At 71.6% G+C, this 16,357-nt stretch carries 15 protein-coding genes; 7 read left to right on the top strand and 8 right to left on the bottom strand.

Going from position 1 to position 16,357, the window contains the following annotated elements; all coding sequences use genetic code 11:
* Nucleotides 1–7: 7 nt before the first annotated feature.
* Nucleotides 8–703: a GNAT family N-acetyltransferase gene (locus tag OG266_RS42375; protein WP_266469930.1), complete on the bottom strand. Its 696-nt coding sequence runs from the start codon at nucleotides 701–703 to the stop codon at nucleotides 8–10.
* The gene (locus OG266_RS42370; protein ID WP_371552183.1) at nucleotides 700–1,620 is read right to left on the bottom strand and encodes an NADP-dependent oxidoreductase; all 921 of its coding nucleotides are present in this window, start codon (nucleotides 1,618–1,620) and stop codon (nucleotides 700–702) included. The genes OG266_RS42375 and OG266_RS42370 overlap by 4 nt, the downstream gene beginning before the upstream one ends.
* Before the next feature lie 266 nt (nucleotides 1,621–1,886).
* On the opposite strand from OG266_RS42370, the gene OG266_RS42365 reads away from it, so the two are divergent.
* Together OG266_RS42365 and OG266_RS42360 are read left to right on the top strand one after the other, a co-directional pair.
* Nucleotides 1,887–2,492 (top strand): sulfite oxidase-like oxidoreductase, encoded by a 606-nt coding sequence (locus OG266_RS42365; RefSeq protein ID WP_371552182.1) that lies wholly within the window; start codon nucleotides 1,887–1,889, stop codon nucleotides 2,490–2,492.
* Nucleotides 2,485–3,252 carry a ferredoxin reductase gene (locus tag OG266_RS42360; protein ID WP_371552181.1) on the top strand — a complete coding sequence of 256 codons (768 nt, stop codon included), beginning with the start codon at nucleotides 2,485–2,487 and terminating at the stop codon, nucleotides 3,250–3,252. The genes OG266_RS42365 and OG266_RS42360 overlap by 8 nt, the downstream gene beginning before the upstream one ends.
* Before the next feature lie 71 nt (nucleotides 3,253–3,323).
* Here OG266_RS42360 and OG266_RS42355 read toward each other — a convergent pair whose 3' ends face one another.
* A complete protein-coding gene (locus tag OG266_RS42355) occupies nucleotides 3,324–4,346 on the bottom strand; it encodes a universal stress protein (RefSeq protein WP_371552180.1) in 1,023 nt (340 codons plus the stop codon).
* Between the two features lie 87 nt (nucleotides 4,347–4,433).
* Here OG266_RS42355 and OG266_RS42350 point away from each other — a divergent pair, with 87 nt between their 5' ends.
* Nucleotides 4,434–5,405 (top strand): acetylxylan esterase, encoded by a 972-nt coding sequence (locus tag OG266_RS42350; protein ID WP_371552179.1) that lies wholly within the window; start codon nucleotides 4,434–4,436, stop codon nucleotides 5,403–5,405.
* 3 nt (nucleotides 5,406–5,408) lie between these two features.
* On the opposite strand, the gene OG266_RS42345 is transcribed toward OG266_RS42350, so the two are convergent.
* Nucleotides 5,409–6,467, bottom strand: coding sequence for a phosphatidylinositol-specific phospholipase C domain-containing protein (locus OG266_RS42345; protein ID WP_371552178.1), 1,059 nt, complete (start codon nucleotides 6,465–6,467; stop codon nucleotides 5,409–5,411).
* A gap of 185 nt (nucleotides 6,468–6,652) precedes the next feature.
* Between OG266_RS42345 and OG266_RS42340 the strand changes: the two genes are divergently transcribed.
* Together OG266_RS42340 and OG266_RS42335 are read left to right on the top strand one after the other, a co-directional pair.
* Complete coding sequence (locus tag OG266_RS42340; protein ID WP_266469915.1) at nucleotides 6,653–7,819, top strand: serine hydrolase domain-containing protein; 1,167 nt, start codon at nucleotides 6,653–6,655, stop codon at nucleotides 7,817–7,819.
* Between the two features lie 158 nt (nucleotides 7,820–7,977).
* A complete protein-coding gene (locus tag OG266_RS42335) occupies nucleotides 7,978–8,703 on the top strand; it encodes a GntR family transcriptional regulator (RefSeq protein WP_371552177.1) in 726 nt (241 codons plus the stop codon).
* Here the strand turns inward: OG266_RS42335 and OG266_RS42330 are convergent.
* Both OG266_RS42330 and OG266_RS42325 read right to left on the bottom strand, forming a co-directional pair.
* Nucleotides 8,681–9,688 (bottom strand): anti-sigma factor RsbA family regulatory protein, encoded by a 1,008-nt coding sequence (locus tag OG266_RS42330; RefSeq protein ID WP_371552176.1) that lies wholly within the window; start codon nucleotides 9,686–9,688, stop codon nucleotides 8,681–8,683. The two genes, OG266_RS42335 and OG266_RS42330, sit on opposite strands and share 23 nt — an antisense overlap.
* Entirely contained in the window at nucleotides 9,685–10,578 is an 894-nt protein-coding gene (locus OG266_RS42325) for an MEDS domain-containing protein (RefSeq protein WP_266469910.1), read from the bottom strand. The genes OG266_RS42330 and OG266_RS42325 overlap by 4 nt, the downstream gene beginning before the upstream one ends.
* Before the next feature lie 111 nt (nucleotides 10,579–10,689).
* Here OG266_RS42325 and OG266_RS42320 point away from each other — a divergent pair, with 111 nt between their 5' ends.
* The gene (locus OG266_RS42320) at nucleotides 10,690–12,759 is read left to right on the top strand and encodes an AAA family ATPase (RefSeq protein ID WP_371552175.1); all 2,070 of its coding nucleotides are present in this window, start codon (nucleotides 10,690–10,692) and stop codon (nucleotides 12,757–12,759) included.
* A 61-nt stretch (nucleotides 12,760–12,820) separates the two neighbouring features.
* Here OG266_RS42320 and OG266_RS42315 read toward each other — a convergent pair whose 3' ends face one another.
* Nucleotides 12,821–13,633 (bottom strand): acyl-CoA thioesterase, encoded by an 813-nt coding sequence (locus tag OG266_RS42315; RefSeq protein ID WP_371552174.1) that lies wholly within the window; start codon nucleotides 13,631–13,633, stop codon nucleotides 12,821–12,823.
* A gap of 166 nt (nucleotides 13,634–13,799) precedes the next feature.
* Complete coding sequence (locus OG266_RS42310) at nucleotides 13,800–14,690, bottom strand: class I SAM-dependent methyltransferase (RefSeq protein ID WP_371552173.1); 891 nt, start codon at nucleotides 14,688–14,690, stop codon at nucleotides 13,800–13,802.
* Nucleotides 14,691–14,744: 54 nt separating this feature from the next.
* Between OG266_RS42310 and OG266_RS42305 the strand changes: the two genes are divergently transcribed.
* Nucleotides 14,745–16,346, top strand: coding sequence for an alpha-amylase family glycosyl hydrolase (locus OG266_RS42305; protein ID WP_371552172.1), 1,602 nt, complete (start codon nucleotides 14,745–14,747; stop codon nucleotides 16,344–16,346).
* Nucleotides 16,347–16,357: the final 11 nt, after the last annotated feature.

The raw sequence follows: 16,357 nt of genomic DNA, 5'->3' as shown, positions 1-16,357 counted from the left end.
ATGGGCGTCAGGACACCGCCACCTGCTCAGGCACACGCGCCGCGAGGAAGCGGGTCCTGCGGCGGAGCCGGAAGCCCAGGGACTCGTAGAGGCGGATGGCGTTGGTGTTGTTCGCGGCGGTGTGCAGGAACGGGGTCTCGCCGCGTTCGCGGATGCCGTGTGCGACGGCCAGGATCAGCCGGGTCGCCAGGCCCTCGCCTCGGAAGTCCGGGTCGGTGCAGACCGCGCTGATCTCGGTCCAGCCCGGCGGGTGCAGCCGCTCCCCCGCCATGGCGATCAGCGCGCCGTTCCGGCGTATCCCCAGATAGGTGCCGAGTTCGACGGTGCGCGGCAGGAAGGGTCCCGGCCTGGTCCGTTCGACCAGGTCGAGCATCTCGGGCACGTCGGCGGGGCCGAGCCGTACCGCCTCGGCGTCCGGGGCCGCGGCTATGCCGTCGTCGACCAGCTGAACGCCCTCCAGGTTGAAGGTCACCTCCCAGCCGTCCGGGGTCTGCCCGGTGAAACCGGCCAGTGGGGCTTCGCCACCCGGGCCGACCAGGGCGGCAAGGTCAGCCCAGTCGTCGGCGTCCGGGTCGTCGGGGAGGGCCAGCCACGGCGATACGTCCAGGGGGTAGCGCAGGACGCGGCCACGGCGTTCGGCGAAGTGGGCGTGCGGGCCGGTCAGGGCGCCGAACGCCGGATTATCCAGGGGATGTGCGCTCATCCGCCGACCTCGATCACGATCTTGCCGCGCGCGTGGCCGTCCTCGACCGTGCGCAGTGCCTCGCCCGCCCGGCCGAGCGGGAAGGTCTGCGTGACGAACGGCCGCAGCTTGCCCTCGACCACGAGCTTCGCCACCTCGTCGAGCACGGCGGAATTGCGGGCTCGTTCGACGGGCCCGCCGCCGAGCCGCGCGGCGGTCCTCCGGTCGGCGCCGGTGATCAGCTTCGCGGGGTCGCCGAGGAGCGTCGCCGCTGCTTCCTGGACCTCGCCCCCGACCAGGTCGAACACGCCGTCCACACCGTCCGGCGCCGCCCCGCGCAGCCGCTCCGCAAGGTCCGGCCCCGACGGGACGTGCACGGCCCCGAGCGACTCGACGAAGTCCTTCTTGGCGTCGCTCGCGACCCCGATGACACGCACCCCGAACGCGCGCGCGATCTGCGTGGCCGCGACGCCGACACCGCCGCCCGCACCGGTGATCAGCAGGGTCGCGCCTTCGGGCAGATCCAGCTGGCGGACTCCGTCGTACGCGGTCGCCGCCGCGACGGGCAGCGTCGCGGCGTCCTGATACGACAGCTCGGCGGGCTTGTGCGCGGTCACGGTCGCGGGAAGCAGGGCGTACTCGGCGTATCCGCCCGCCACCGGATTGCCGAAGACCTCGTCCCCGACGGCGAACCCGGTCACCTCGGCGCCGACCTCCTCGACGACCCCCGCGACCTCGTTGCCGAACACCGCGGGCAGTTCGCGTGCGGGGCCGCCCGGGCGGCTGTGGCCCGTCCGCTGCTTCCAGTCGACGGGGTTCACGCCCGCCGCGCGTACCGCGACGAGTACCTGGCCGGGACCCGGGCTCGGCCGGTCCTGCTCAACCAGTGCCTCGGCCTCGGGGCCGCCGAACCGCGTGAAGACGTACGCCTTGGGCATGTGCTTCCTCACTCTCCTTCGCTGTCACCGGTTGCCGGGACCACTGTCACCCGCTGGAGCCGTCGGGGCCACCGGCGTCGGCAGTAGCGGCAAGGAAGATCACGCCACAGCTATTCCCAGGCCTCGGGAGAGTTCATATGTCCGCAATGATCGGGGGCCCATGAGGGCCCGGGCATAGGCGGCGGCCACGTACGGTTGAATGCATAAGCACTGATCACACCCGACCCGCGGGCCACCGCTCCCGGCGGCCTGGAGGCACCACCCGTATGAACGTCACCCGAGGTTTCACCGGGCGCCCGCGCGTCCACAACGCCGGACTGCCGCCCGGCCAGTACGACGCGGGCGACGACTGGCCCGTCCTGTCCGCCGAGGTCACCCCCGACCTGGCGCCCCCCGACTGGACCTTCCGGGTCGACGGTCTGGTGGCCGCGCCGCGCACCTGGGACTGGGACGAGGCACACACGCTGCCCGCTTCGGCGTACGAGGGCGACATCCACTGTGTGACGAGCTGGTCGAAGTTCGGCGTGCGCTTCGGGGGTGTGTCCCTGGACGCGTTCCTGGACGCGGTACGCCCGGACGCGACCGCCACTCACGCCGTGGCCTACTCGCACACCGGGTACACCACGAACCTCCCGCTCGCCGATCTGACCGGCGGCCGCGCCTGGATCGTGTGGGAGTACGGCGGGAAGCCGCTGTCCGCCGAGCACGGTGGACCGGCTCGGCTGATCGTGCCGCACCTGTACTTCTGGAAGAGCGCCAAGTGGATCGCCGGCCTGCGGCTCCTCGACCACGACGAGCCGGGCTTCTGGGAGCAGAACGGCTATCACGCACGCGGCAACCCCTGGGAAGAGCAGCGCTACTCCGGTGACTGAGACGACGACCAAGACCTTCGTGCCGCACACCGGCTTCGCCGTGCCCGGGCGGATCGCGGTGAGTACCCGCGCCGCGGCCACCTGGCAGACCGCCACGCTCACCGAGATCCGCCGGGAGACGCCGTACGCCTCCACGTTCCGGTTCGCGGTGCCGCAGTGGATGGGGCACCTGCCGGGGCAGCATTTGATGCTGCGGCTGACCGCCGAGGACAGATATGTGGCGCAGCGCCACTACTCCATCGCTTCTCCGCCCGACGACGCCGGGCACGTCGAACTGACGCTGGACCATGTCGAGGGCGGCGAGGTCTCCGGCTGGTTCCACACCGTGGCCGAGCCCGGCGACACGGTGCGGGTGCGGGGCCCGCTCAGCGGCTTCTTCGCCTGGCCCGGCGACCGGCCCGCACTGCTCATCGGCGCCGGATCCGGTGTCGTACCGCTGATGTCGATGCTGCGGCACCACCGCGGGCAAGGTCTGGACGTGCCGCTGCGCCTGCTCGTCTCGGCTCGCGGTCCCGAAGAGCTCATCTACGCGCAGGAGTACGGCGAGGAGACGACGACCGTCTTCACGCGCAGCGCTCCGGATGGTGTGCCGGTAGGACGTATGGCGGCGACACATGTGGCGCCGCTCCTGGCCGAGCAGCCACCCGGTGGGTGGGAGGCCTATGTATGCGGCTCCAACGGGTTCGCGGAGCACGCGTCGCGACTGCTGGTGGAGGCCGGGCAGCCGGTGGACCGCATTCGTATCGAGCGCTTCGGCTGAGCGGTTCGTGTGGCGTTCTGCCACGCCTGCGCTGCGTTGCCTGCCCTGCGCCGCACTGCACTGCACTGCAGTTAGCTGTGCGGCACCACCGCCACCGGACACATGGCGTGGTGGATGAGTGAGTGCGCGGCGCGGCTCAGGCCCTCGCCCGTCCGGCGCCCGGTGACCAGCAGACCGGCCCGGTTGGACGCCCTCAGCAGCTGGTGCCCGGGGTGGCCGTAGATCACCTGCTCGGAGACGGGCGTCTCCGGGAACTTGTGGCGCCATGGCTGCAACGTGCTGGTCAGCACATGCCACTTGCCGTCCTCCCGCTCGTCCGGATGGCCGGGGACGGGCATGCCGGGCGCGTAGCCGCGCGGCGGGGGCAGGGTCCAGGTGTGCACGACGTGCAGCGGCGCGGAGCGGACGGCCGCGGTGTCGAAGGCGTACCCGATGAGGTCGTCGGCCGGGTGGCTCAGGTCCAGGCCGAGGACGACGGGGAGATAGGGAGCCGTGCTCGGCGGTGTGCCGTCGGCGGTGGGCATCCGTTCGTCCGCGGCGAGTTCGCCCGCGCGCACGACAACGACCGGGCGTGCGGCCCGGTCCGTGACGGCGAGAGCGACCGAGCCGACGAGGAAGCCCGCGAACCCGGTCAGGCCGCGTGAGCCGAGCACCAGGGTCTCGGTCTCCGCGGCCGCCGCGAGCAGGGCGGGAACGGCGGGCGCCTCGGTGCTGCGCGCGATGATGTTCAACGCAGGGTGTGCGTACGCCAGTTGGATCGCGGCCCGGTCGAGTGCGGTACGGGTGCGCCCGGCCGGGACGTCGACGTCCGGGATCCGTGCGGGCACGGCCGGTCCGGGCGATGCGTGCAGCAGACGCAGCGGGAGGCGGCGGCGCTGAGCCTCGCGGGCGGCCCAGTCCGCGGCGTCGAGACTCGCCCGCGAACCGTCGATGCCTACCGTGATGGTGCGGGTGCCGGAGTTCATGGCGCGTGCCTTTCGGGTGTCGGGGCGGGCGTCGAGGACGGCCGCCTGCCAGGACTTGCCGGTGGCGGGCGGGTTCCACAGTGGGCGCCGATCAGTCGTACGGGGGGACGGATTCCCTCGCGGGGGCACGGCCGGCAGGAGGCAAGGGCCTGGCGGCCCCGGAGAGGGCACACGTACGGTGTGATCATCCGCACCCGACACCAAAGGTGGTCCTTCATGGCCCTGTTCGACCTCCCCCTCGACGAACTCCGCGACTACCGCAGCGCGTCCGTCGAGCCCGAGGGCTTCGACACCTTCTGGGCCAAGACGCTCCAGGAGGCCCGCGAACACGAACTCGGCGCCCGTTTCGAGCCGGTCGAGACACACCTCAAGACCGTCAAGGTGTACGACGTCACGTTCGCCGGGTTCGGCGGGCACCCGGTCAAGGGCTGGCTGACACTGCCCGCCTGGGCGAACTCGCCGCTGCCCGTGATCGTGGAGTTCGTCGGGTACGGCGGCGGACGCGGCCTTCCGCACACGCATCTGCTGTGGGCCTCGGCGGGCTTCGCGCACTTCGTGATGGACACGCGCGGCCAGGGCAGCGCCTGGGGCGGCGGCGAGACCCCCGATCCGGTGGGCAGCGGGCCCGCGTACCCCGGGTACATGACCCGTGGTGTCGACGCCCCCGAGAACTACTACTACCGCCGGGTGTTCACGGACGCGGTGCGCGCCGTGGAGGCGGCCCGCTCACATCCTCTGGTCGACGAGGCGCGCACGGCGGTCGTGGGCGGGAGCCAGGGCGGCGGCATCACGATCGCGGTGGGCGGCCTGGTCCCCGACCTGGCGGCGATCGCGCCGGACGTGCCGTTCCTGTGCGACTTCCCCCGCGCCGCGACGCTGACGGACCGAAACCCGTACCGGGAGATCGGCAACTTCCTCAAGACGCACCGCGGCCGCACCGACGAAGTGCTGCGCACGCTCTCCTACTTCGACGGCGTGCACTTCGCCGCGCGCGGCCGGGCGCCGGCCCTCTTCTCGGTCGCCCTGGAGGACCAGACCTGCCCGCCCTCCACGGTGTTCGCGGCGTTCAACGCGTGGGCGACCGAGGACAAGACGATCGAGGTGTACGACTTCAACGACCACGAGGGCGGCGAAACCTACCAGGAGGCGGCCAAGCTGAGCTGGCTGTCCCACCTCGCGGCCGGGTAGGTCTCAGCCCGCCGTCCCCCGCGGTACGACCGTGGACAGGACTGCGGGCAGCGGGTACCAGTCCGCGGACACGACGCTGGCGTGCTGCCCGGCCAGCAGGGCGACCCGGTCGAGTGCCTGCTGCTGGGTGGGGTTGGTGCCGTCGATGGCCGGGGGCACGTTCTGGGCGTCGGTCATGACGACGAGGTAGTGCCGGTCGTCGTACCAGGCGGTGTCGATCGTGCCGTTCGCGTAGGTGGCGGCGTCGCCGTCGAACACGACGAGCCAGGGGCGGATCGTCGCGTCGGTGTAGCGGGTGCGGGGGTCGCCGGTGGCCGCCTTGTGCACGGCGGGGAAGGCGCCCGCCTCGCGCAGGCGTCCGGCGGCGGCGAGGTCGCGCAGATAGGTGGCGTACTCGCGGTCGGTCCACAGCGTGTCGAAGGGGTTGCCCTCCTCGACGGTGCCGGGGATCAGTTCGACGATGAACTTGCCGGCCAGGGCCGAGCGCGCGGGCCAGCCGTCGGCGCGGACGGCGGTGTCGAGGTCGGGGTGGGAGCCGACGACATCGGCGGGGCGGAGCAGGGCGTCGCCGAGCTTCGAGGTGAGCAGGGCGTCCAACTGGGCGGGACCACGGCCGCTGGTGCCCAGGAAGCCGTCCTTCATCTCTATCTTCAGCTGGATCGGGCGGTGGCCCGGGTGCGCGTCGTGCCAGGCCTTGATGTCGGCGAGGCAGCCGCCGAGGTCGCGGTTGGTGGCCTTGGCGCGCAGCTCGGAGGCGTTCGCGGCGTTCACGCAGTTGTTGTCGTTGCCGAGGGGGTTGCTGTGCGAGACCCGCCAGGAGGCCCCGAACACATTGGTCCACACGTCGAGTTCGAGCATTCCGGCGCCGGAGTCCAGGGCGTCGGCGAAGTACGGGTACTTCGTCTTCTCGTAGGCGTTGTGGACGCCCACGGATGTGCTGGACGAGTACGACAGGTCGGCGGCCGTCGCCTGGGGTCCCGTGGCGAGGGCCAGCACGGTCGCTGTGCCCACGGCGATCCCGGTCCGCGCCAGCACTTTCACGTGTCTCCGCATTGTCCCCATGCCTCCTGCGTCTGTTCGGTCAACTGGCCAGCACTGTAGGGGTGTTGGGTGGCCTGCGGGAGATCACGCGATGACGAATGCGGTGCGACCGCTTCCGCCCAGTCCGACCAGTCGGTACGTTCCAGCGGTATGTTTCAGCCGGCCCGGATCCGACTCCGGGCTTCTCTACGGGCAACGGAGGTCCCATGTCCCAGCACGCGCCGCACGTTCAAGGCCACTGCGACACACGCTTCTCGGCGGTGCGCACCGCGTTCGAGGAGAACTTCAGCGACCGCGGCGAGCTGGGCGGGGCGGTGACGGTCACCCTCGACGGCGAGAGCGTGGTGGACCTGTGGGGCGGCTGGGCGGACGCGGCACGCACCCGGCCCTGGGAGCGCGAGACCCTGGTCAACGTGTGGTCGACGTCCAAGGGCCCGACCGCCCTGTGCGCGCACATCCTGGCCGATCGCGGGCTGCTCGACTTCGACGCCCCGGTGGCCGCGTACTGGCCGGAGTTCGCGGCGGCGGGCAAGGAGTCGGTGCTCGTACGGCACCTGCTGTCGCACCGCGCGGGGCTGTCCGGACTCCGCGAGCCGCACACGCTCGCGCAGCTGCTGGACTGGGAGCTGACCGTCGAGCGCCTCGCGGCACAGGAGCCCTGGTGGGAGCCGGGGTCGCGGTCCGGCTATCACGCGATCACGTTCGGCCATCTGGTGGGTGAAGTGGTGCGTCGGGTCTCCGGGCTGCTGCCGGGTGCGTTCCTGGAGCGGGAGGTGACCGGTCCGCTCGGGATCGACTTCACCATCGGGCTGCCGGAGAAGGAGTCGGGGCGGGCGGCCGAGCTGGTGCACCCGCGGGCCGCTCCGACCAGTGAACAGGCGGCGGTCTACGCCCAGTTGGCGCCCGCCGCGCTGGCGGCTCTCACCAATCCGATTGTCGGCGCGACCGAGGCCAACACGCCGCAGTGGCGGGCCGCCGAGATCCCGGCCGCGAACGGCCACGGCACGGCCCGCGCGATCGCCGCGCTGTACGGGATCTTCGCCGGGCGTGGCTCGTACGGCTCACGGGAGGTGCTCTCACCTCAGGCCGCCGAGCGGGTGCGCGAGGGGCAGGGCAGTTGTCGCGACCTGGTGCTCGGTGCCGGGTTCGAGTACGAGACGGAGATCGGGCTCGGGCTGTGGCTGAGCGGGCCCAACGGTTCGTACGGGCCCAACCCGAGGGCTTTCGGACATGACGGCTTCGGCGGATCCTGCGGTCTCGCCGACCCGGAGGCGGGCATCTCCCTGGGGTACGTCATGAACCGCATGGGCCCGCACATCGCCGACGACCCAAGGAAGATGGCGCTTGTGGACGCCCTGTACAGCGCGCTCTGAACACTCCCGCGCCGCACGGGGGTGCGGGCTGAAATCGGCCGAACTGCCCGGCCGCTCTTCCCTGGTGGTTTAGACCAATGCTTAGATCTGGTCGCGCAGTGAGCCCGCACGGCTACGTTTCGTCACCACGTACGTCACCACTCAGGAGGGGCGCGGACATGGCCCGCACCGTCCACCCGTCCGACCACGAGCCCCGCTATTCGCAGATCGCCGCGCAGTTGCTCGGCGATCTGCGCGACGGGACCATTCCACCCGGTGAACGCCTGCCGGGAGAAAGGGAGTTGGCCAACCGGTTCGGCGTGAGCCGCGAGACCGTTCGGCAGGCACTGCAGATGCTGCGGCGCGGCGGTCTGGTCTCCACCGACCGGCGCGGCAGTCACGCGACACTGCCCGGCAGCACCGCGGAACACGTCCCGTCCCTCGACTTCCCCGTCGGGGCACAGACCACCGAACCGTGCACCGTCCACCGGACCACCGTGACCTGGGAGGCTCCCCCACCGGAACACGCGCACGCGCTGGGGCTCGCCCCTCGCCGGCCGACGCTGGTGCACCGCTACGAGTCGGCCGCCGCGGACGGAAGCGGACTGCGTACGGCCGTGACCTCCTTCTCCGCCGTCGCGGTGACCGAGGTCGAGGAGCTGGCCCGCTACCGCGACCGGGCCGACGGCACGGCGTCGGCCCAACTGAGGCGCGCCTACGACTGGATGCGCAAGGCGGGGCTGACCCTGCACCACCGGGACTCGATCACCCAGCTTCCCCGGTCCGTACTGGTCACCCGGCGCGTCCACGACCAGTACGACCGCCCGCTGGAGATCACCGACCTCGTGGTGAATGCCCAACAGGACGCCCTGGTCTACGAGTTCACGCTGCCGGCCGCGGGGTGAGGTCTCCGGGGCGGCGGAAGTACACGCGTACGGTGGAGCCCGCGGGCCCGAGATCCTCGGCGACGAGGTCACTCAACTGCCGTACCACCCACATCCCGTGGCCGCCCGCGGCCCGCTTTCCGGGCGGCAGATGACCGGGGAACCGCGCGGGCGCCGGGGAGTTGTGCGCGCCGTCGTCCGCGACCTCGCAGATCAGGTAGTCGGGGTCGCTGCGCAGCCGCAGCACACCTCCCCCGCCGCCGAACCGCACGGCGTTGGCGACCACCTCGTGCACGGCCGCGACCATGTCGTACGTCCGCTGCTCGGGCATTCCCGAGAGGCGGGCGTACGCGGCGACGGCCGCACGCAGGGCCGCCGACCGGCCGCGACCGAAGGGGATGTCGTCGGCGCCGTCGGGCAGGCGGCCCGCCATGGGGGTACCTCCCACGCCCTTAAGGCAGTGGGGGATGGCGGCGTCGCACTCGGCGTAGAAGTCGGCCGGGGCGGTGTAGCGGCTGCTGGAGGCCGAGATACGGGCGCCGAGGGCGAGTTCGGGATGGGTGCGGGTCGCCGTGTGCACGATGTCGGCGGGGACGGTCCGGGTGTCGTAGGGGCAGACGATCCAGTGGCCCGAGTCGGCGAAGGCGACGTTGAGCAGCGACTCGTAACGCGTCCACTCGCGCGCCTCGAACTCCGTGCGGCCGGTCCAGACCGGTTCGCCGATGATGCGGACGCGGCGGTCCGTGCCGTGGTCCGCGCAGTACGCGTGGTACTGGCCCAGGGTGCGGGAGGGGTAGCGGTACCAGTCGTCGGCGTCGACGAACTCGACGTCGTGGGCGCGAGTGCCGAGGGCTGATTCGAGGAGGGTGATGTTGTGGTCCTTGGCGACGGCGAGGACGGCGTCGCCCGAGTCCAGGCCGTCGAGGGTGAACTCGAGGGTCCCTTCGAGGAATTCGTCGTCCGAGCCGTAGCAGAGCGCCTGGTGGACGAACCCGGTGCGGGTCATGGCACTTCTTCTCCTTGTTCCAGACGCAGGCCGGGAACGCGGTCCCAGCCGGTCACCCGCATCACCCTCTGGACATGCGGGGCGACGCCGTACAGGACGAGGGTGCCGCCGCCCGCGTACAGGCCGAGTGCCGAGAAGACCAGCAGACGCAGGGCGCCGACGTCGACGAAGCTCAGGTCACGCAGGTCGAGTCGGGCGCGGATGCCGGTCGCGGTGCGGGCGCGGGCGCGGGCCGTCTCGTCGTGCAGGGCGCGGGCGACCGCGGTGACGTTCGTGTCGTCGATCTCCCCTGCGAGGGCCAGTCCGGGGGGTGCGAAGGTGCGGGTGATGGAGAGCAGGTCGTCCTGCCAGACGAGGTCGGCGGCGACCCGGCCGTGGTGCAGTCCGTCGAGCCGGGCCAAGTCGCCCTCGTCGAACACGCGTCGGTCGTACTGACAGATGCCGAGCACGGGCAGGGTGGCGAAGACGGGGTCGAGGAGCAGCTCACTGTCGTGCAGCATCTTCAGCCCCTTGTCCGCCCCGCCGCGCAGCACCTCCATGCTGACGCGCAGGCCGAGGAAGCCGTCGCCGACCGCGCGGCGCGCCTCGCGGCGGATCACCTCGTCCAGATCCCACAGTCCTTCGGGCGTGGCCAGATGCGGGTCGACCGCCAGCCCTCCGGCGGCGATCTCGTCGTCCACGGCGCAGCCGTGCGCCTCCAGGAAGGACAGGGCAAGCCCTGCGGGAATCTCTCCCGGGGTCAGCACGAGCCCGCGCTGCCCGCTGGCCAGTCCGTCGAGGAGGAATGCGGCGAGTACGGTCTCCCGCTCCTCGTCCGTGTCGTAGCCGAGCAGCAGATGGTCTCCGGAACGCATCTGCCCGACGACTCGCAGTGCCGGTACTACGGCCATCTCCCGCACCCCCCAAGGATTGGTGTGCTGGGACCCATCCACGCTACGCCGGAAGCGGGCCGCGCGTCAGAGGGTTATGGTGACCGCCATCCGGTCGGGTGAGGGGGAACGATGGCGGCCTCAGTACGCAAGGGCAGGACCGGCAATCTGCCCGCCGAGGCCAACGCCTTCGTCGGACGGAAGGGCGAACTCGCCGCTGTCTCCGGTCTGTTGGACACCAACCGTCTCGTCACTCTCACGGGCCCCGGGGGTGTCGGCAAGTCACGGCTCGCGCTGCGGGCGGCGGACCTCGCGCTGGAGGATTTTCCGGGCGGGGTGTGGCTCGTGGAGCTTTCGGAGCTGCAGGACCCGGGTCTGCTCACCAACGCCGTGGCGCAGGCCACGCGGCTGGCCGAGCAGACCCTGCTGCCGCTCCTGGAGGCGCTCTCGGAGCATCTCGCCCAGGCCCCGCTGCTGCTCGTCCTCGACACCTGCGAGCACGTACTCGACGAATGCGCGCGGGTGGTACAGGAACTCCTCGCGAGGGTGCCGGAGTTGCACGTGCTGGCCACCAGCCGGCAGCCGTTGGGGGTACCGGGCGAGCATCTGCTGACGGTGGCGCCGCTGCCGCTCGGCGAACGGGACGACGCGGTGGCGCTGTTCGCGACGCGCGCCGCCGCGGCCGTGCCGTCCTTCGCGCTGACCGACGCCAACCGGGCGGGCGTGGCCGCCGTGTGCGCCCGTCTCGACGGGATTCCGCTGGCCCTGGAGCTGGCGGCGGTACGCCTGCGCGGCTTCCCTCTCGACCGGCTCCTGGAGGGCCTGGACTCCCGCTTCGAGCTGCTGGTCTCGCCTGCCCGGCCGCGGCTCGCCCGGCATCAGACACTGCGTACGGCGATCGGCTGGAGCCACGAGCTGTGCACCCCGCTGGAGCGGCTGCTCTGGGCCCGGCTGTCGGTCTTCGCCGGCGGCTGGGACGTGGAGGCGGCCGAATTCGTGTGCCATGGCGGCCCGTTGGACGCCGAGGAGATTCTCGCGCTGCTCGCGTCGCTCACCGAGAAGTCGATCGTGACGCGTGAGGGCGACAGCGCGGCGGTGCGCTACCGGATGCTCGACACGGTCCGGTCCTTCGGCGCCGAGTGGCTCAGCGGTCTCGGCGAGGAGGAGGCCGTACGCCGTCGCCATCGCGACTACTTCCGCTGGATCGCCCGGCAGGGCGAGGCCGAGTGGCTCGGTCCCGGACAGCGGATGTGGGCCGAGCGGCTCACCGCGGAGCACGCGAATCTGCGGCTCACGATGGAGGAGTGCCTGGCTGCGCCGGAACCGGAGACCGCGCTCGAACTCGCGGGAATCCTCTGGTACTTCTGGTTCGCCTGCGGCTTCGCCGAGGAGGGGCGCGGCTATCTCGAACGGGCACTGCTCCGGGAGAGCGACGGCGGCCCCGAGTACACGCTCGCCATCTGGACACACCGCCTGGTCACCGTCGTACCGGACGATCTGGATGCCGCGGAGTCCGTGAGCGCCGCGTATGTGTGGCTCGCCGAGGAACGTCAACTGTCGGTACCCGCTCTCCCGTTGACCGGTGCGAGCCTGGCCGTGCGCGGGGAGTCGGCGCGCTCGGCCGTGCTGTACGGGAGTGCGCCGCAGGGGCCCGGGGGTGGCGGCGGCGCGGAGTTCTTCCAGCTGCTGACGCTCGCCGTGCAGGCGTACCTGCTGGCCGGCCAGGGCGCCTTCGAGCGGTGCGCGACGGTGGCCGAGCGGCTGAGCGCGGACTGCGCGACACGCGGTGAACTGTGGATGCGGGCCTGGGGTGACTTCTTCGTGTCGCTCTCCCGGATCGGCCTGGGCCACCCGGAGGAGGCGCTGCGGGCGGGACGTGAGGCGCTGGCCGCCAAGTGGCGGATGAACGACCGGCTGGGTGCCGCCGCGGTCGCCGATCTCCTGGTGGTCGCGGAGGCCTACCGGGGCGAGCCGGAGCTCGCCGCCCGGCTCCTCGGCGTCAGCAGACGCCTCTGGTACGCCGCCGGGCTTCCGCGGCTCGGTCACTCCGAGACGACCGTCTTCCGCCGGGAGTACGCCCGTCTGCTGCGCGCGGACCTTGGGGACATCCGTTTCGCCCAAGCCGTGCGCGAGGGCCACGACTTGGGCCCGGACGCGGCGGTGGCGCTGGCCCTGGGGGGCACGTGGCGGGCGGAGCCGTGAGGTCCGCGACAGGAAGCGTGCGGCTGCGGCGCCTTGCGTCACCCCGTGGCTCGGGTGATGTTCACAAAGCCTCCCGTACGGGGGCAGTAGCTCTCTGGACGACCCGGGCCTGCCGGGCGAGGGCCAGCAGCCTGCCGTCCGCCGACCACACCGTGCTGTCGTCGACGGCCCAGCCGCTGCCTGCCTGTTCGGTGCGGATACGGACCAGGGTCCAGCCGCGAGGGGCACCGTCGTCGAGCGCGTCGGTGAAGTGGACGGTCAGCTCGGCGGTCGGCACGGGGCGCGGGGTGCGCCAGTGCGCGTAGAGGCCGGGAGGCAGGACGTCGGTCAGGGTGACGACCGCCTCCGCGTCCAGGGGGCGGTCGTCGGCGAACCGCACCCAGGCGACGAGTTCGGCCTTCTCACCTCCGGCGAGTGGCAGGTCCTCGGTGGCGGGGCGTATCTCGACCTGTTTGGCGAAGGGCGCAAGACCCACGGGCAGGTCGAGGGGCGGGCAGTCAGGCGCTCCCGGCACAGCGGGCGCGGTGCTGCTCTCGTACGAGGGTCCCGGGCGGCCCGGACCGAACACCGCCGAGCCGACGAGCACCGGCCTCCCGTCCTGCTGTCCGGTGAACGTGCAGGTCGAGGCACGGCGCCCGGCCGACGGCACGGTCACCGTGAGCGGCAGGGGGCGTGCGTCGACCGGGGCCAGGAAGTGGGTGGTCAGGGTGCGTGCCGGGTGTTGCCCTGCGGCGGCCGCGCGATCCCGTACGGCGGAGAGCGCCGCCGCCGCGACGTGTCCGCCATGTGCGCCCGCCCATGACCACCACAGGGGGTCTATACGGGCCACGGCGTCGCTCGTGGCGTGCGTGCTGTCCGGTGGTGAGGCCCTCATCGCGTTTCCTCGCACGGTCGGGTTCCGTATGGGGCTCGAGTTATCAAGTTTGAGAACTCGATTCAGCAAGTTTGAAAAGCAGACTCACTATAGCCTCAAGAGTTGGAAAACCAAACCCTCACCAAGGCGAGCGTGCGCTCCAACCAGTCGACCTGAGCTGAGGTACCTACGCGGACGTCGGACCGCTTACCCGCGTGGCCACGACCATCCGGCACCGCGGGCTGTCGTCCGGGCGTCGGCCGAACTCGGGCAGGGCGTGCAACTCGACCTCGAACCCGGCCCGCTCCAGTTCCCGGCGTACATCGTCGAGCCGGAACGCCCGGTAGTACATGACGAACGGCGGACGCCAGACAGCGTTGCGCACCCGCATCACCAGGTCGAAGGCCAGCAGGGCCCAGTACGCGGGCGAGCTCGGCCGGGGCGGAGCCATGATCGGAAACGCGAAGCGCCCGCCCGGCCTCAGCACGGAGTGGACCTCGGCGAAGAGCCCCGGCAGCTCACGCGGCAGGAAATGGCCGAACGCCCCGAAGCTCACCACCAGGTCGAAGACGGGCGCGAAGGGCAGGGCACGGGCGTCACCGCGCACCCATCCGACACGCGGCGCGCCGTCGGGAAGCGCACGCCCCGGCGTCTTGGCTTCGCCACGCTCCGGCGCATTGGCTCCGCCATTCTCCGGCGCCTTGGCTTCCCCACGCCCCGGCACTTCGGCTTCCCCACGCCCCGGCACTTCGGCCTCGCCGCGCTCCCGCGCGCGAGCCGCATCCACGCGCCCCCGCCCCACCGTCAGCATCCCCGCGCTGATGTCGACCCCGGTGACGCTCTCCCGGCACAGCTCGCGGAGCACCTCCATGCCCGCGCCGGTGCCGCAGCACAGGTCGAGTCCACGGTCGAAGGGGCCGATCCGGTCCAGTGCCGTTGCCACGGCATCGAGGATCGAGTCCGGTGTCCGGAACGGGGTGTGGTCGAACTTCGGTGCGAGCAGGTCGTAGCCGTGCTCGACGGACGACAGGGCCTGCACGGCCAGTTCGCGGAGGGTGGGACCTTGCGGGGTGAACATCGCGCTCAGCATAGGGGCAGCGCGTGCCTCACGCGCCGGTCTAAGGTCCACTTCATGACTTCGTTCCGCCCCGCTCCCAGCTGGCTGGCCGACGCCGTCTTCTACCAGATCTATCCGCAGTCGTTCGCCGACTCGAACGGCGACGGCATCGGCGACTTCGACGGAATCGCCGAGCGCCTCGACCACCTCGCGTGGCTGGGCGTCAACACCGTCTGGCTCAACCCCTGTTTCGTCTCACCGTTCCGGGACGCCGGATACGACGTCTCCGACTACTTGAACGTCGCGCCCCGCTACGGCTCGAACGACGACCTCGCCAAGCTCGTCGACGAGGCGGGCAGCCACGGCATCCGCGTACTGCTGGACCTTGTGGCCGGTCACACCTCCGACCAGCACCCCTGGTTCACGGCCTCGGCGAACGACCCGGCCGACGACCGGTACATCTGGGCGGCCGAGGGTCCTGACGGAGGCCGCCCCGACGGCTTCGTCGACTCCCCCGGCACCCGCCCCGGCGCCTACCTGCCGAACTTCTTCGCCTTTCAGCCCGCCCTCAACTTCGGCTACGCGCAGGAGAATCCGGCCGAGCCCTGGCGTCAGCCGGTCGACGCCGAGGGCCCGCGCGCCAACCGTGCGGCTCTGGGTGCGGTCATGGACCACTGGCTGGGGCTCGGTCTGTCCGGGTTCCGTGTCGACATGGCCGCGTCGCTCGTCAAGGACGACCCCGACAAGACCGAGACGGCCAGGATCTGGACGGAGCTGCGCCACTGGCTGGACGACACGCATCCGGACGCGGTGCTGCTCTCGGAGTGGGGCGAGCCGGAGGTGTCGATTCCGGCGGGCTTCCACACGGACTTCTTCCTCCAGTTCGGCGGCCCCACCGACGGTCGCGCGCTGCGGTCGCTCTGGAGCAACAGCGAGGGCACGGTCAACGAGTCCTGGGACCCGCTCGACTGCTTCTTCGACCCGAGCGGCCAGGGCACGCCGGGCCTGTTCGTCGAAGCCTGGCGCAAGGCGTCGGCCGCCGTGGCCGACAGCGGCTTCATCTCCCTCCCGACCGCCAACCACGACTTCTCCCGCCTCAACTGCGGCCCCCGCACGGCCGAACAGCTCCCCGCCGCCTTCGCCTTCCAGCTCACCTGGCCGACTCTTCCGGCGATCTACTACGGCGACGAGATCGGCATGCGCTACGTCCCGGGCCTCCCCGACAAGGAGGGCAGCGTGCTGGGCCCGCGCTACAACCGCGCGGGCTCCCGCACCCCGATGCAGTGGGACGACGGCCCGAACGCGGGCTTCTCCACCGCCCCGGCCGACCGTCTCTACCTCCCGCTCGATCCGGCGCCCGCCCGCCCCACGGTCGCGGCACAGCGTGCCGACGAGACCTCGCTGCTCCATTTCGTACGCCGCCTCATCGCCCTGCGCACAGCGACACCGGAACTCGGCTCCGGCGGCTCGGTGGAGGTCCTGCATGCCGGCTACCCGTTCGTGTACGTACGGGGCGGGCGGTACCTCGTCGTCGTCAATCCGCAGCGGAATGCCGTGAGTTACGCGTACGACATCCCGGTGGCGCCACGGCCTCTGGAGGTGTCCGGCGTCCGGGTCGACGGCGGGACCGTCGCCGCGGAAGGCTTCGCGTACGGGATTTTCGACCTCGGCCGATAGCCCGGCGCAGA

This window comes from Streptomyces sp. NBC_00554 (assembly GCF_041431135.1).
Classification (GTDB): Bacteria; Actinomycetota; Actinomycetes; order Streptomycetales; family Streptomycetaceae; genus Streptomyces.
Note: the sequence above shows the minus strand (reverse complement) of the source record. Positions and strands in the feature narration are given on the sequence as shown.